14 protein-coding genes and 2 pseudogenes are annotated in these 14,257 nt (G+C 67.3%); 8 read left to right on the top strand and 8 right to left on the bottom strand.

Annotated elements, in window-relative coordinates; genetic code table 11:
* Positions 1 to 17: 17 nt before the first annotated feature.
* From FCN22_RS07310 to FCN22_RS07295, 4 genes are all read left to right on the top strand, one after another.
* Positions 18 to 857 carry a glutamate ABC transporter substrate-binding protein gene (locus FCN22_RS07310; protein WP_137120899.1) on the top strand — a complete coding sequence of 280 codons (840 nt, stop codon included), beginning with the start codon at positions 18 to 20 and terminating at the stop codon, positions 855 to 857.
* An 85-nt stretch (positions 858 to 942) separates the two neighbouring features.
* Positions 943 to 1,623 (top strand): amino acid ABC transporter permease, encoded by a 681-nt coding sequence (locus FCN22_RS07305; protein WP_137120898.1) that lies wholly within the window; start codon positions 943 to 945, stop codon positions 1,621 to 1,623.
* Positions 1,620 to 2,525, top strand: a complete 906-nt coding sequence (locus FCN22_RS07300) for an amino acid ABC transporter permease (protein WP_137120897.1) — start codon at positions 1,620 to 1,622, stop codon at positions 2,523 to 2,525. The genes FCN22_RS07305 and FCN22_RS07300 overlap by 4 nt, the downstream gene beginning before the upstream one ends.
* Positions 2,526 to 2,738: 213 nt before the next feature.
* Positions 2,739 to 3,089: an Lsr2 family DNA-binding protein gene (locus FCN22_RS07295; protein WP_162308154.1), complete on the top strand. Its 351-nt coding sequence runs from the start codon at positions 2,739 to 2,741 to the stop codon at positions 3,087 to 3,089.
* A 24-nt stretch (positions 3,090 to 3,113) separates the two neighbouring features.
* Here the strand turns inward: FCN22_RS07295 and FCN22_RS07290 are convergent, their stop codons facing one another.
* The 5 genes from FCN22_RS07290 to FCN22_RS07270 all read right to left on the bottom strand — a co-directional run bounded on the left by FCN22_RS07290 (position 3,114) and on the right by FCN22_RS07270 (position 8,244).
* Entirely contained in the window at positions 3,114 to 4,001 is an 888-nt protein-coding gene (locus tag FCN22_RS07290) for a carbohydrate ABC transporter permease (protein ID WP_137120895.1), read from the bottom strand.
* Positions 4,002 to 4,003: 2 nt separating this feature from the next.
* Positions 4,004 to 5,002, bottom strand: coding sequence for a carbohydrate ABC transporter permease (locus tag FCN22_RS07285; RefSeq protein ID WP_137120894.1), 999 nt, complete (start codon positions 5,000 to 5,002; stop codon positions 4,004 to 4,006).
* Positions 4,999 to 6,420, bottom strand: coding sequence for an N-acetylglucosamine/diacetylchitobiose ABC transporter substrate-binding protein (gene ngcE / locus FCN22_RS07280; RefSeq protein WP_137120893.1), 1,422 nt, complete (start codon positions 6,418 to 6,420; stop codon positions 4,999 to 5,001). The genes FCN22_RS07285 and ngcE overlap by 4 nt, the downstream gene beginning before the upstream one ends.
* 76 nt (positions 6,421 to 6,496) lie before the next feature.
* Positions 6,497 to 7,279, bottom strand: a complete 783-nt coding sequence (locus tag FCN22_RS07275) for a sugar isomerase domain-containing protein (RefSeq protein ID WP_137120892.1) — start codon at positions 7,277 to 7,279, stop codon at positions 6,497 to 6,499.
* Positions 7,280 to 7,284: 5 nt separating this feature from the next.
* A complete protein-coding gene (locus tag FCN22_RS07270) occupies positions 7,285 to 8,244 on the bottom strand; it encodes a MurR/RpiR family transcriptional regulator (protein ID WP_238384581.1) in 960 nt (319 codons plus the stop codon).
* Between the two features lie 91 nt (positions 8,245 to 8,335).
* Between FCN22_RS07270 and FCN22_RS07265 the strand changes: the two genes are divergently transcribed.
* Positions 8,336 to 9,349, top strand: a complete 1,014-nt coding sequence (locus FCN22_RS07265) for an N-acetylglucosamine kinase (protein WP_162308152.1) — start codon at positions 8,336 to 8,338, stop codon at positions 9,347 to 9,349.
* A 190-nt stretch (positions 9,350 to 9,539) separates the two neighbouring features.
* Here FCN22_RS07265 and FCN22_RS07255 read toward each other — a convergent pair.
* Both FCN22_RS07255 and FCN22_RS07250 read right to left on the bottom strand, forming a co-directional pair.
* Positions 9,540 to 9,887 (bottom strand): annotated as a pseudogene (locus tag FCN22_RS07255) (hypothetical protein); the annotation flags it as partial.
* 136 nt (positions 9,888 to 10,023) lie between these two features.
* Positions 10,024 to 10,728: a M15 family metallopeptidase gene (locus FCN22_RS07250; protein WP_137120889.1), complete on the bottom strand. Its 705-nt coding sequence runs from the start codon at positions 10,726 to 10,728 to the stop codon at positions 10,024 to 10,026.
* Between the two features lie 88 nt (positions 10,729 to 10,816).
* On the opposite strand from FCN22_RS07250, the gene FCN22_RS07245 reads away from it, so the two are divergent.
* The 3 genes from FCN22_RS07245 to FCN22_RS07235 all read left to right on the top strand — a co-directional run bounded on the left by FCN22_RS07245 (position 10,817) and on the right by FCN22_RS07235 (position 13,553).
* Positions 10,817 to 11,491: a response regulator transcription factor gene (locus FCN22_RS07245; RefSeq protein WP_137120888.1), complete on the top strand. Its 675-nt coding sequence runs from the start codon at positions 10,817 to 10,819 to the stop codon at positions 11,489 to 11,491.
* Positions 11,492 to 11,501: 10 nt separating this feature from the next.
* On the top strand, positions 11,502 to 12,770 hold the full coding sequence (locus FCN22_RS07240; protein ID WP_338016636.1) for a sensor histidine kinase: 1,269 nt from the start codon (positions 11,502 to 11,504) through the stop codon (positions 12,768 to 12,770).
* 414 nt (positions 12,771 to 13,184) lie between these two features.
* Positions 13,185 to 13,553: a nuclear transport factor 2 family protein gene (locus tag FCN22_RS07235; protein WP_137120886.1), complete on the top strand. Its 369-nt coding sequence runs from the start codon at positions 13,185 to 13,187 to the stop codon at positions 13,551 to 13,553.
* A 567-nt stretch (positions 13,554 to 14,120) separates the two neighbouring features.
* On the opposite strand, the pseudogene FCN22_RS22935 reads toward FCN22_RS07235, so the two are convergent.
* Positions 14,121 to 14,257: pseudogene (locus FCN22_RS22935) on the bottom strand (IS30 family transposase); the annotation flags it as partial.

Genomic DNA, 14,257 nt, shown 5'->3' with positions numbered 1-14,257 from the left:
TCGACCCAGGAGTCATCATGAACGCGCGCCGCACCACCGCCCTCGTCGCCACCGCCTCGATCGCCGTCCTCGGCAGCACCGCCCTTGCCGCCTGCGGCTCGGACAGCGGCAGCGGCGACGGGGGCGACGGCATCACCGTCGGCATCAAGTTCGACCAGCCGGGCCTCGGCCTGAAGGAGGGCTCGAAGTACACCGGTTTCGACGTCGACGTCGCCACGTACGTCGCCAAGCAGATGGGCTACGACGAGGACCAGATCACCTGGAAGCAGACGCCGTCGCCGCAGCGTGAGCAGATGCTCCAGGCGGGTCAGGTCGACATGATCTTCGCGACCTACTCGATCACCGACGAGCGCAAGCAGAAGGTCGACTTCGCCGGTCCCTACTTCATCGCCGGTCAGGACCTGCTGGTGCGCTCCGACGACAGCTCCATCACGGGTGTGGATTCGCTCAAGGGCAAGAAGCTCTGCTCGGTCAAGGGCTCCACGTCGGCACGCAACGTGAAGGAGGACGTCCCCGGCGTGAACCTGCAGGAGTACGACACCTACTCCAAGTGCGCCGAGGCCCTGGCCAACGGTGCCGTCGACGCCCTGACGACCGACAACACCATCCTCGCTGGCTACGCGGCACAGCCGGCCTACAAGGGCAAGCTCAAGGTTGTCGGCAAGACCTTCAGCGAGGAGATCTACGGCGTCGGCATCAAGAAGGGCGACAAGGACCGCTGCACGAAGATCAACGACGCCCTCAAGAAGATGATCGACGACGGCGCGTGGCAGAAGGCGGTCGACGCCAACTTCGGTCCGGCCGGATTCAAGGTCGACACCAAGGTCAACCCGCCCAAGCCAGGCGGCAGCTGCTGATCCGTCCGAACCGCAGGGTGAGCGGACGACATACCTGTGACGAGTATGTCGTCCGCTCCCCGTCCCGTCACCACAAGGAGAGCTGATGGGCGAGCTTTTCAGCCAGTTCAACATCCTCGGCGCCTTCTGGGTGACCATCCAGCTGACCTTCTTCGCGGCCATCGGGGCCCTGGTCATCGGGACGGTGGTGGCGGTGATGCGGGTGTCGCCTGTGCCGATCCTGCGGGGCTTCGGCACCAGCTACGTCAACGTCTTCCGCAACACACCGCTGACGGTGATCATGGTCTTCACCAGCCTGGGGCTGTGGCAGACCCTCGGACTGGTGCTGGCCGACGAGCAGAGCCAGCACTTCTTCAAGGACAACAACTTCCGTCTCGCGATCGTGGCGCTCGCCGTCTACCACGCCTCCTTCGTCTGCGAGTCGCTGCGCAGCGGAATCAACACCGTCCAGCCCGGTCAGGCGGAGGCGGCCCGGTCGATCGGCCTGACCTTCTTGCAGAACATCCGCTACGTGGTGCTGCCGCAAGCCTTCCGGGGCGCGGTCACCCCGCTCGGCAACACGCTGATCGCACTGATCAAGAACACCACCGTGGCCTCGGTCATCGGGGTGGCGGAGGCGTCGTTCGTCATGGCGGACATGCTCGACGCACGGGCTGACGTGCTCTTCCTGATCTTCATCATCTTCGCGATCGGCTTCGTGATCCTGACCCTCCCCGTCGGCCTGCTGATCAGTGCCGTCTCCGAGCGCCTGGCGGTGAAGCGATGAGCAGTGACCAGACCGTCCTGTATGACGTGCCGGGCGCCAAGGCGCGGGTGCGTCACCGCCTCTACGGCGCGGCCAGCATCGTCGTCGCCCTGCTGGTCCTGTGGTGGGTGCTGACCAAGTTCGCCGACAAGAACCAGCTGGAGGCGGCCAAGTGGTCACCGTTCCTCGATTGGGTCACCTGGAAGGAGTACCTGCTCATCGGCCTGCGGCAGACGTTGATCGCCGCGGTCATCTCGATCGTCTTCGCGGCGGTCCTCGGCCTCCTGCTGGGTCTGGGCCGGATGTCCCAGATCCGGCTGATCCGGTGGCCCTGTGCCGTGTTCGTGGAGTTCTTCCGCGCCGTGCCGGTGCTGCTGATGATGTACTTCACGTTCCGCCTCTACAACCAGTACGGGTTGTTCTCCGACGACCTGCGGGCGCTCGCCGCGGTGGTCACGGGGCTCACCTTCTACAACGCGTCCGTCATGGGCGAGGTGCTGCGCGCCGGTGTCGCGTCGCTGCCGGCCGGCCAACGTGAGGCAGGGCTGTCCATAGGCCTGCGTCCACCACAGGTGTTGCGCGCGATCCTGGTCCCCCAGGCTCTCACCGCGATGATGCCGATTCTGGTCAGCCAGCTGGTCATCGTGCTCAAGGACACCGCGCTCGGCTCGGCGATCCTCTACGACGAGCTGCTCAACTGGGGCCAGACCCTCGGTTCGGCACAGGCCAACACCGTGCCGGTGCTGATCGTGGTGGCCGTCATCTTCATCCTGCTCAACTACGCGCTCACCAAGGTGGCCGGGCGGCTGGAGAGGCGGTTGCGCCGGCGCGGCGCCTCCAAGGGCGTCGACGCGGAGGGGACCGGGCTCGGCGCCGAGGTCACGGGCCCTGACATGCGCTACAACACCCAGACCGGGCTCTAGTCCGGGACAGTTTCCGCTCCTCCTGGACACTCGCTGAAAACTCCACCTTGGGCGTCGATCTCGCGACACTTTGCGCCGCCCAACAGCTTCTCGACGGAGAAGTCGGCTGTCGAAGCCGACCGAGTTGTTACTCGAAATGTGTCAAAACGGTCACATCCGTGTAGCGTTCATCGACAGTTCGAGAAATCAAACCCTGATTTGGAGGGCATTGCCTTGAAGGTCACCATCGACTCCAGCGAACCGCTCGACGACGCTCTGCGGGTCATCGGCGCACTGTATGACGTCACGCTCACTGCCGCTTCCTCGGCACCGCGGGAGCAGACCACGCTCTCCGAGGCAACTCCAACCACGAGCCGCGGCAACCGTCGCGGACGCCGCACGGGGCGGGCGGCCAAGACGGCCTCGCGGTCCAGGCGCGCCCCGCGCAAGGCGGCGGCCAAGCGCCCTTCGGTCACCACCGCCCAGCTGCGCACCTGGGCCAGGGACAACGGCCACGAGGTCAGTGACCGGGGACCCATCTCCGAGACGGTCGCCGCCGCCTACAGGGAGGCCCAACAAGCCTGAGGCACACCGCCGCACCGACCGCAGCTACTTGCTGGTGCCCTGCGAGACCGACCCCTGCAACTGCCGTTGGAAGATCATGTAGACGATCAGGACCGGCACCACCGTGATGACGACGGCGGCGAACAGCGCTCCGAAGTCGACCGAGTAGCCGGCCTGCGAGGCAAACTTCGCCATGCCCTGGGTGAGGACGTAGTTGCTCTCGTCCGAGTTCAAGGCGATGGGCAACAAGAACTGGTTCCACAGTCCGACGAAGTTGAGGATGAGCACCGTCGCGAGACCCGGCCGGGCCATCGGCAGCATCACCTGGAAGAACGTCCGCCACTCCCCCGCACCGTCGATGGCAGCGGCCTCGGCGATGGTGCTGGGCAGCGCCTTGAAGAACGAGAAGAGGAAGAACACCGTGAAGGGCAGGGCGAACGCAGCATACGTGAAGATCAGCCCCGGCAGCGTGTTGAGCAGACCCATCTGCTGCAGCAGGAAGAACAGCGGCACGATGGCCAGGAAGATCGGGAAGGTGAGACCGGCCAGCATGAGGTAGTAGATGATCCGGCTCCCGGGGAAGGGGAACCGGGCCAGCACGTAGGCGCACATCGAACCGAGTGTCATCGTCACGATCAGCGCGCCTGCCACCACGATGATGGAGTTGAGGAAGTAGTCCCCGATCCCCGCGGTGGTCCAGGCGTTCACGTAGTTCTGGAAGTTCCAGTGCTTCGGCAACGAGAACGGTGAAGAGTGGATCTCCTCCGAGGTCTTGAAGGACGACAGCACCGTCCACAGCATCGGCAGAATGACGATGAGGCTCCAGATCGTCAGTGCCGTGTGGGCGGTGGTGGCGACCACCTTGTCGCCGCGACCGGCCCTGCCGCCGCCGTGGTCGGTCGTCCCGGTGGGGTTGCGGGACGTCTCGGTCATGGTCATTCCGTGATGTCCTCGTGCCCGCCGGTCAGCCAGTTCACCACGAAGACCAGCCCGGCGAAGGTCAGGGTGATGGCGGCCAGGACAACACCCATGGCGCAGGCCAGACCGAACTTGCCCTGGGTGAAGGCGGTGCTGAACAGTTGCTGCGCCATGACCAGGGTCGAGTTGTTGGGTCCGCCACCCGGGTTCATGGCCACCATGTAGACGAAGGCGTCCAGCGAGAGGATGCCCATGTAGATGTAGGCCGTCTGGATGTTGTCGCGGATCATCGGGATGGTGATCCGGGTCATCGTCCGGAACCTGCCCGCCCCGTCGATCCGCGCCGCCTCGTAGAGCTCCGCGGGAATCCCCTTGATGCCTGCAACGAACAGCACCATGTAGAAGCCCACGAAGCCCCAGACGATGACGAACATGGTGGCGACCATGGCGGTGCGCTCGTCCCCCAGCCAGGGGAAGGAGGAGAACTGCTGGAACCCGAGTCTGGTCAGGACCCCGTTGAGCAGTCCGGCGCTCGGGTCGTAGATCTGCTGCCACATGATGCCGATGATGATGGCGGGCACGACGTACGGAAAGAAGGAGATGACGCGGTAGAAGCTGGAGTTGCGCAACCCCTTGATCCTGCCGTGGCTGCTGCCACCCACGGTCACGAACGACGCCAGCACCAGGCTGAGCACGATGGTCACCACCGGCAGCACGATGACCAGGGTGATGCTGTTGCCCACCGACTTCATGAACGTGCCGTCGCCGAGCAGCGTGCGGTAGTTGCTGATTCCCACGAAGTTCATCTCCGGCGAGAACCCCGACCAGTCGGTCAGCGAATAGTAGACCGCCTGGACGAACGGGGACACGACGAAGGCGAGGTAGAACACGACCGGCACGCCGAGGAATACCAGGAAGAAGCTGACCTTGTCGAACGTCAGCTTCTTCCCAGGGCGCCGACGTGTCCGGGCAGGCTTGGTGCTGCCCGGCGCAACCCCGGTGCCGAGTGCCGTCACGACACCTCGACCTTCTTGATCGAGTCGTCGTTGCGGATCTTGTCGGTGAGCTGCTGCATGCCCTTGGTCAACGTCGCGACGTCGGACTTGCCGTCCAGGAAGGTGTTCCACAGGACCAGCAGGTCGGTGTTCATCCCGTAGAAGTCGACGAAACCCCAAGTGAACACCTTGTCACCGGCTGCCTCGAGCATCTTGGTCTGCGAGACCAACGCGGTGGATCCGAAGCCGTCGGCCGGCACCGTGTCCTTGACGATGGTCGACGACAGGATGTTCTTGGCGAAGTTGGTGGCTGCGTCCTTGGACAACATCGCGCGCAGGAACTCCTTGCCGCCGGCGGCGTTCTTGGCCTTGGTCGGCACGATGTAGGCCTCCGCAGCGGCGCTGTGCAGCGCCTCGTACGGCATCTTCGAGTTGGTCGTGACGGTCGGCGCCGGTGCGCCCGTCATCTTGAAGCCCTTCTTGGTCTCCTTCTTCATCTCGTTCTCGATCCACGAGCCCGAGGGGTACAGGATGGCCTCCTCCGCGTTGCTCCACTGGGCCTGCGCGGCGGTGAACTGGGTACCTGAGCCACCGGGCTTGACATAGCCGGCCTTGATGATCTTCTCCATGGCCTTCAGCACGTCCTGCACGGCCGGCAGCGACCAGCAGCCCTCCTTCAGGTTGTCCAGGGCCAGACGCACCTCGTCGCCGCCCTCCTTGATGGCCGAGCCGATCGCGAGGGTGAGGTAGTACGTGGCCGCCTCCTTGCCCCAGCAGAAGAGGTACTTGTCCTCCTTCTTCGCCTTCGCGCCGAGGTCCATCATCTCGTCCCAGGTCTTGGGCACGGTCCACCCGTGCTGCTCGAACAGCGATGCGGAGTACCAGACGCCGAAGACGGTGAGCACGTAGTTGATGGCCGCGAGCTTGTCACCGAAGGTGCCCGGTTTCAGCACGCCCGGGTAGAGCGTGTCCTTGATGACCTTGCCCTCGTAGTTCTTCGCGTCGACGACGTCCTTCAGATCCTCCAGCTGCGACAGGACCGTGGCGATCCCGATGCTGCCGGCGCCGGAGTTGTCGATCACGTCAGGCGGATTGCCGCCGACGAAGCGCGGCTGCAGCTCCTGCGCGATCTTGGTCGCGGGAGAGACCTTCACGGTCGCCCCGGACTGCTCCTTCTCCACCATCTTGCCGGCGAACTTGGCGTAGTCGATGCCGTAACCACCGTTGAAGATGACCGCATCGACGGTGGAGCTGGCCGGCATACCGAACGGGTTCTTCGCCGATGAGGCGGCCGACCTGCTGCCGGTGGGAGCCGTGCTCTTGGCGGTGCCCGACCCGGCGCATGAGGCGATCGTGCCGGCGAGCGGCACCGCGAAGGCGGTGGCCAGCGCTCCGCGAAGGAAGTCGCGACGCACCAGCGGCTTGTCCTGAATCGTCATGGTGTACTGCCCTTCATTGGTGGGAACTGTGGCCGCGACCCTGAACGGGGGCGCCAGCCTTGCACGACGCGGGTGTTCATGCTTCCCGTCTGATCTTGTCGCGGTAGAGATCTTCGAGTTTCCTGTTGTGCTCGTCGCCTTCGGGGATGTTAGCCGAGAGGTAGACCGGCGGCTTCGCACCGCGATCGGCGAGTTGTTGGACGACCCCTATCGTCAACAGTTGCGCGAGGAAGGCGGCCGTGAGGGAGGAGACCGCGCCGACGGCCACTCCGCCCGACAGCTGCACGGTGGCGTCGCCGAACGGAGCCCGGTTGTCGAGCACGACGTCGGCCACGTCGCACAGACGCCGGCCGCTCGGGTGCTTCGGCTCGACCTGACTGGTGTGTTCGAGACTGGTCACCGCGATCACCTGGTGCCCCCTGGCCTGTGCCAGGAGCGCGAGCCCGACGATCGAGCCGTTGACCCCGGAGTTGGACGCGATCATGAACACGTCGTCGCGGCCGACCGGCGAGAGGTCAAAGAGCTCCTCGACCAGGGAGTCGTCCCGCTCGAGCCCGGATCCACCGAGCAGTTCCACGCCTCGACCGCCGTGCAGGACGAGGTCTCGCAGCGCGATCTTGTTGGTCGGCACGAGGCCTCCGGCCCGCCCCGCGATCTCCATGGCGAAGGCCTCCGAGTGACCGGTGCCGAAGGCCTGGACCACCCCGCCGGCGTCGATCGCTCGCACCATCAGGGCGATCGCCGGGTCCAGCGCGCCGTCTCGCGCGTCGGCGGCGAGCGCCTCGAGCCGAGAGCTCACCTCCCCGAGGTAGCGGTCGACGAGCTCGGACCGCCCGGGCTGGTCGTGGTCACCGGACATCGCCTTCAGCCTCCCTTCACGGAGGTCGTCGCGGCGGACCGGCCCTGGTGGGCGCGTCCGGAGGCGTGTGGCTGGCGGTGCGCGGCAACCGCGACGGCCGTGGTCGCGAGGTTGGTGGTCGAGCGTTGGAAGTTCTGTTGCGCCACCAACAGGTAGAGCAGGTCCAGGACCAGCAGCTGTACGTGTTTGGCGGAGAGGTCGTCTGGCTGCAGGAAGTGTTCGTAGACGGAGGTGATGATGGCCAGGTCCGCCGACTCGACCAGGGGCGATCTCGGGTTGTTGCTGAGCGCGATGGTCAGGGCGCCGGCTTGGCGCGCCTCCCTGAGCATCTGGAGGGTTTCCAGGGTGCGTCCTGTGTTGGAGATGCCCAGCGCGACGCAGTCGTCGTCCTGGATCGACGCGCTCGTCAGTCCCGCGTGCACCTCGGCCCAGTGGTGGGCGTTGATGCCGATGCGGTAGAGGCGCGCCTGCAGCTCTTCGGCCAGGACGGCGCTACCGCCGACGCCGTAGATGTCGACGTGCCGGCTGCCGGCGATCCGCTCCGAGATCTGTTGCATCAGCTCCAGGTCCATCACGGCCGCCGTCTCCTTGAGCGACCTGCCGTGCGCGTTCAGGAGGGTGCTCAGCACCGCTGAGGGTGAGTCATCGGGCCCGAACGCCCGGCCGATGTCGGTCGTCCAGGTCTCGCGCGCGTCGGTGCGGCCGAGGTCGGTCGCGATGCTCATCCGGAACGCGGCATAGCCGGGGTATCCGATCAGCCGGCAGAATCGGGTGACGGTCGCGGCGGAGGTCCCGGCGCGCTCCGCGAGGTCGCCGATCGACCCCTCCAACGGGGCGTTCGGGTCCTCGATGAGCAGCGCGGCCACCTTGCGCATGGCACTGGACATCTCCGGGAGCCGGGCGCGGATGCGGTTGACCGCTCCGTTGGCCGGTGCGGGGCCCGGGGCAGGGCGAGACGCATTCACGGGAATCCGTTTCTCCTCTGCCTCCAGGGAGCTGAAACTTATTCTTACCGTACAGTGCGACGGAGACCACCACGACTACGAATCGGTAACGATGGACACGATCCTCGCCATGGACGCCGGCGGCACGACGACGCGCGCGCTCGTCGCCGACCGGACCGGTCGCGTGCACGGCTACGGTCTGGCCGGCAGCGGCAACCCGGTCTCCGCCGGCCTCGACGCCGCGATGAGCTCACTGGTCGAGGCCGCCTCCCGCGCGCTGGAAGCCTGCGCTCAGCCGGTGTCCCTCGCCAGCGCGCTGATCGTCATGGCCGGCGCCAGCTCACGGATGCCGGGCGAGCAGATCCCGGAGCGACTGGCCGGGATCGGCGTGCGCGGCCCGGTGCGGGTCGAGTCGGACCTGCTCGGCGCCTTCTGCTCCGGCACCATCCGTCGCGAGGGGTATGCCCTGGTCGCCGGCACGGGTTCGGTCGCCGCCCGGGTCAGGGCCGGCCGGCTCGACGCCGTCGCGGACGGCACCGGGTGGCTGCTCGGCGATGCCGGCTCAGGCTACTGGGTCGGTCACCGCGTGGCGACGGCCGTCGCCGCGGCGCTGGACGGCCGAGGCCCCGAGACCGCCCTGACCGGCGCAGTCCTCGACTCCCTGGGCCTGACCCGGTCACCGGTGCGTGCCGACGGACGCCCGCAGGTGCTCCTCGACCTGATGGACGAGCTGTATGCCCTGCGCCCGGTCCAGCTCTCCCGCTTCGCCCCCCTGGCGTTCCAGCTGGCCGATGACGACGTGGCCCACGAGATCCTCTCCGATGCCGCGGCCGCTCTCACGAACACGCTGGCGGCAGTTCACCAGCCCGGCCTCGACGGCCCCGTCGTGCTCGGTGGTGGGTTGCTCGTGCGGCCGGGCTCGCCGGGTGGCGACCACACGACATACCTGTCCCGGGCGCTGGCAACGACATTGGGCGACGCCGAGGTGGTCTCCGTGACCGGTGGCGTGCTCGGCGCCGCAGTGCTGGGGCTACGCAACCTCGGCGTCGAGGTCGATGCCGAACTCTTCGACCGACTGCGTCAGGACCTGTCCGGGTGGAGCGACACCGCCGAGGGCACAACCTAGTTTCGCCACCCTGCTGGACGAGGCCGGGCTCTCCGCGCGGGACATCGCCGACCAGCTCGGCAACCAGCAGCACGGGATGCGCGAGGCGCTGCGCACCTCCGGCCGGCTGGCCATGCCCCCAGGGTCGTGACGCGAGTGCGGCGAGCCCCGCACCGACCGTGTTCAGGAGCACATCGTCGATGGAGAAGACGCGGTCCAGCTGCAGAACGTACTGCGCAGTCTCGATGAGGACGGAGGCGACGCAAGCGAGCGCGAGGACGCGGAGCAGGGACGCCAGTGCCGGGAAGCGCAGGGCGCGAAGAGCCCAAGGGCCGCAAGACCCAGCAGGTTGCCGACGATCTGGTAGACCGGCATCGTCGCGAGGTCTCGAAAGGGGACCAGGCTCACTCCGGCCGTCGTGCCAGTGTGCGGCCCGGGCAGCATGGCGAGCCAGACGAAAGGCACAGTCCCGTAGACCATGCCGACCTCTGCCAGTGAGCGTCGCCGTGCCACCGAGGAAGCCATCCCGTGCCGGCGCCGATGTCCGGTCAGTGCGCACGCCATGAGCACCGCGAACGGCACGGCGGCGAGCACGACGAGCTCCACCACGCGGTAGGTGCCGATCCAACCGATCCCCATGTCCATGGACAGGTGACCGGGAGGTCGCAGGCGCCGGCCCTGTACAGGCCCTGGCATCACTTCAGCCTCGGATCGTCGGAGGGGTTGGCATACATCGCCGGGCACCCGTCCTTGGGAGCCTTCGGGCGCAGCTCGTAGTGCCATGGCTCGTTCTGGTAGATCTGGCACAGCCCATGGGCGGCGCCATGCCGGGACAGCCAGGCGTCGGCGCCGCCAGGTCCGAGGTCGACGGCGTCGCCGGACTCATGGACCGAGGTGCCGGGGCGGGCCACCCACCGGGCCGCGACATCCACCGACCCGTACTTCGCGACCGCTTGGTCGAACAGCCGCTCCTGAAACTTCTTCGAACGCCATCCGCTGCTGACGTGGAACTGGACCCCGTCAGCTGCCGCGTCCTTGGCGGCGGCGCGCAGCGCAAACCGAAGGGCGGGGTTCAGCCGGGTGATCGCGGGATAGGTGTTGTTGAAGACGGTCACGCCGTCGGGCAACTCATCGCCCGCGGTACCGACTCCCGCCTGGTGCCGGCGCTCAGGACGCGCAGGTGGTGCCATCGGGGGCCCGTCAGAAGTTGCGAGGGCAGGGTGTGGGTCGGCGAGGTGCGGGTCGGCGGAGCTCGTGGTCGGCGGGCGCGGTGACAGGTCTACGAACCGCGGCGGTGGCGTGCATGCCGTGAGGCCGGTGAGCAGCGCCGCGAGAGCGAGTCCCGCGGCCAGCGATCGGATGCGGGTCGCTTCCTGCTGGGCTGGCTGGCTGATGAACATGCCACCCAGTCAAGGCAAGCCAGCGTTGCGAGAGTGTATGGCGTTTTCGATATGCCGACGATACGTACCGGCTCACTAGCATCGGGGAATGCGAGTGCTGGTGGTCGAGGATGAGCCCCTCATGGCGGAAGCGATCCGTGACGGACTGCGGCTGGAGGCGATCGCGGCAGACCTCGCCCTGGACGGCGACACCGCGCAGGAGCTGTTGAGCATCAACACCTACGACATCGCCGTCCTCGACCGCGACATCCCGGGACCGTCGGGCGACGAGATCGCACGCGGCATCGTCGCGTCCGGCCGCAGGATGCCGATCCTGATGCTCACGGCCGCCGACCGGCTCGACGACAAGGTCAGCGGATTCGAGCTCGGCGCCGACGACTACCTCACCAAACCGTTCGCGCTGCGCGAGCTCGTGCTCCGGCTCAGGGCACTCGACCGGCGCCGTGCCCACCTCCGGCCCCCGGTGCGCGAAATCGCGGGGCTACGGCTCGACCCGTTCCGTCGCGAGGTCTACCGCGACGGCCGGTACGTCGCGCTCACCCGCAAACAGTTCGCCGTGCTCGAGGTCCTCGTCGCCGCGGACGGCGGCGTGGTCAGCGCCGAGGAACTGCTGGAGCGGGCGTGGGACGAGAACGCCGACCCCTTCACCAACGCCGTCCGCATCACCGTGTCGGCCCTGCGCAAGCGCCTCGGCGAACCTTGGCTGATCGGCACCGTCCCCGGTGTCGGGTACCGCATCACGACGGGAGCCGACGGTGGATAGGCCGGCCGGCTTGAGCGTCCGGCTCAAGCTGACGCTCAGCTACGCCGGATTCCTTGTCCTCGCGGGCGCGGTACTGCTTGCTCTCTGGCTGCTGCTGGTGCACTACTTCCCGCACGCAGTGATCGTCCGGGACGCCCGGTCGGGCATCGGAGGCGCGTTCGCACCCGGCCGCAGCTACACCCAACGTGCCTTCGGAGAGATAGCGGCCGTGACCTTGGGCTTCTGCCTGATCTTCGGTCTCATCGGAGGTTGGATCCTCGCCGGCCGGATGCTCGCGCCGCTCTCGCAGATCACCGACGCCACCCGCATCGCCGCACGAGGATCCCTCTCGCACCGGATCGCGATGGACGGCGCCAAGGACGAGTTCCGAGAGCTCGCAGACAGCTTCGACACCATGCTCGAACGACTGGAGGCCCACGTCGCCGAGCAGCGGCGCTTCGCCGCCAACGCCTCCCACGAGCTGCGGACCCCGCTCGCGATCACCCAGACTCTCCTGGACGTCGCACGCAAGGACTCGCACACCGACACCGCTGCCCTCGTCGACCGCCTGCAGAGCGTCAACACCCGAGCGATCAACCTCACCGAAGCGCTCCTCGCGCTCAGCCGCGCCGACCAACGATCCTTCACGCGCGAGGTCGTCGACCTGTCCCTGATCGCTGAGGAAGCTGCCGAGACCCTGCTACCCCTCGCAGAGAAGCACGGCACCCATGTCGACGTGTCCGGGGATCCAGCCACCACACTGGGCTCACGGGCGCTGTTGACACAGTTGACGACGAACCTGCTGCACAACGCGATCGTCCACAACACCAGTGGCCACGGCACCGTATGGGTGCACTCCATGCGCTACTCCGCCACGGTGATCCTCCGCGTCGAGAACACGGGGCCACCGCTGGCTCCGGGCCTGGTCGCCACGCTGGTCGAGCCGTTCCAACGTGGCACCCAACGCGCCCACAGCGATCAGGCGGGCGTCGGGCTCGGCCTGGCGATCGCCAAGCGGATCACCGAAGCGCACGAAGGCACCCTCACCCTCGCGCCACGGCCCGGCGGAGGGCTGTGTGTCACCGTCCGGCTCCCCGGCCGCGGGCCGTACCGCGCAGATGTAACACGTCGACGACCCTTGCTGTATCAGTGGACACCGTGCGGGCCAGGCATCCGCTCGACGCTAGCTATCCGTGGCGGCTCGGTCACGCTCGCCGAGGAGAGGACGTTGAGCACAGTTATCGTGCACCGCAAGCGGATCCTGGCGCGGGATTGTCGCCGGGGACGATCACTGGGGTGATCACCCCACGTGCCTGCCCCATTCTCGAGGTGCGGGCAGGCAACCTCGTTGCCGGGCGATTTCGCAACTGGCGCTGGCGTTACTCGGGTGAGAACGCGCCGAGCCGGCGTGTCGTGCGGCGTGTCGGGAGGTAACGCCAGCGCGAGTTTCGATCCAGCTGCTGGGCAGGCTCGCGGCGAGCAGCCCGGACCAGGTCGCGGAGCAGTACGCCGATCGGGTCGATTGGCGGCTGGCCGGGCCCTTGGATGAGCACGGCGCCGGCGTGCGTGCCTGGTCGGGCACCTGAGCCCGCCAGGGGCACTCGATGCGCTTCGCTACCTGACCTGACAGGTAATCGACGCACGGCCCATGGCCGGTCAGGGTGAGCACTGCCGGTGCCGGACCGTCCGGCCCGCCAACCCGAGGGAGACACACATGAGCACGTTCGAAGACGTGGCGCAGCGCTACATCGACGCCTGGAACGAGACCGACCCGGCCGTCCGCCGCGCGGCGGTGGACGCCCTGTACAGCGAGGACGCCCGCTACGTCGACCCGATGGCAGTCGCCGAGGGTCGGGAGGCGATCGCCGCCACCATCGGCGCGGTGCAGGACCAGTTCCCCGGTTTCGTGTTCCGCCTCACCGGACCGGTCGACGCCCACCATGACCAAGCGCGGTTCGGGTGGGAACTTGGCCCCGCTGGCGCGCCGGCACCGATCGTGGGGTTCGACGTCGCCGTCACCGACCAAGCCGGCCGAATCCAGACAGTGCTCGGGTTCCTCGACAAGGTCCCCGCCACCACCTGAGCGTCCAGGACGTTGGGTCCGGTTGAGCCCGCCAGCTCGCCGGCCTCGACGTCCTGGACCGTCTGATCCCGGAACAGGAGAGAGCTCGTCGGCAGGAGTGCACGATGCCACCAGAACCACGAGCTCCAGCACCCACCTGTTCCGGACCGTGCGCGCAGGTCGGGTCACTGCCGCCTCCCTCCCCCACGCCGCGGGCGGACCTTGGTCGCCATCCAGACCGACCTGACAGACGTGCGGAGAGGTGTGGATCGCACGCGCTCGGCCGGCTCCGGTTGGCCGACGGGAAAAGGCCACTGCTCATCGGCGTCGCGCAGCGCCTCCTGAGGTGACTCCGGCCACAGAATGAAATGGGGACAAAGCGTGAGAAGCCCCAGACACCAAGAAGCCGCAGGCCTGTGACCTGCGGGTTTGCTCCCCCGGCTGGACTCGAACCAGCAACCCTTCGGTTAACATGGTTGCCCATTCTCCGAGTCTCTGCCGATAGCCGTAATGCCCTCTGACGTGGGATGATTCGTGGTGCAAGGCCGGTTCGATGAACCGCAAATGACCATGATTGACCGGGCGGATTCAAGCGGTGGGTGCAACACCGTGTGGATCTGACTGTTCCGACAGTAGTTGGTCGAGGGCTTCGGCGGGGGTGCGCCAGCCGAGGCGTTTGCGGGGCCGGTCGTTGAGCTCGGCGGCGACCATGTCCAGGTAGCCCG

Origin of the sequence: Segeticoccus rhizosphaerae, assembly GCF_005222685.1 — a bacterium.
In the GTDB taxonomy this organism is placed as follows: Bacteria; Actinomycetota; Actinomycetes; order Actinomycetales; family Dermatophilaceae; genus Segeticoccus; species Segeticoccus rhizosphaerae.
This window is presented reverse-complemented; position numbering and strand designations above follow the sequence as displayed.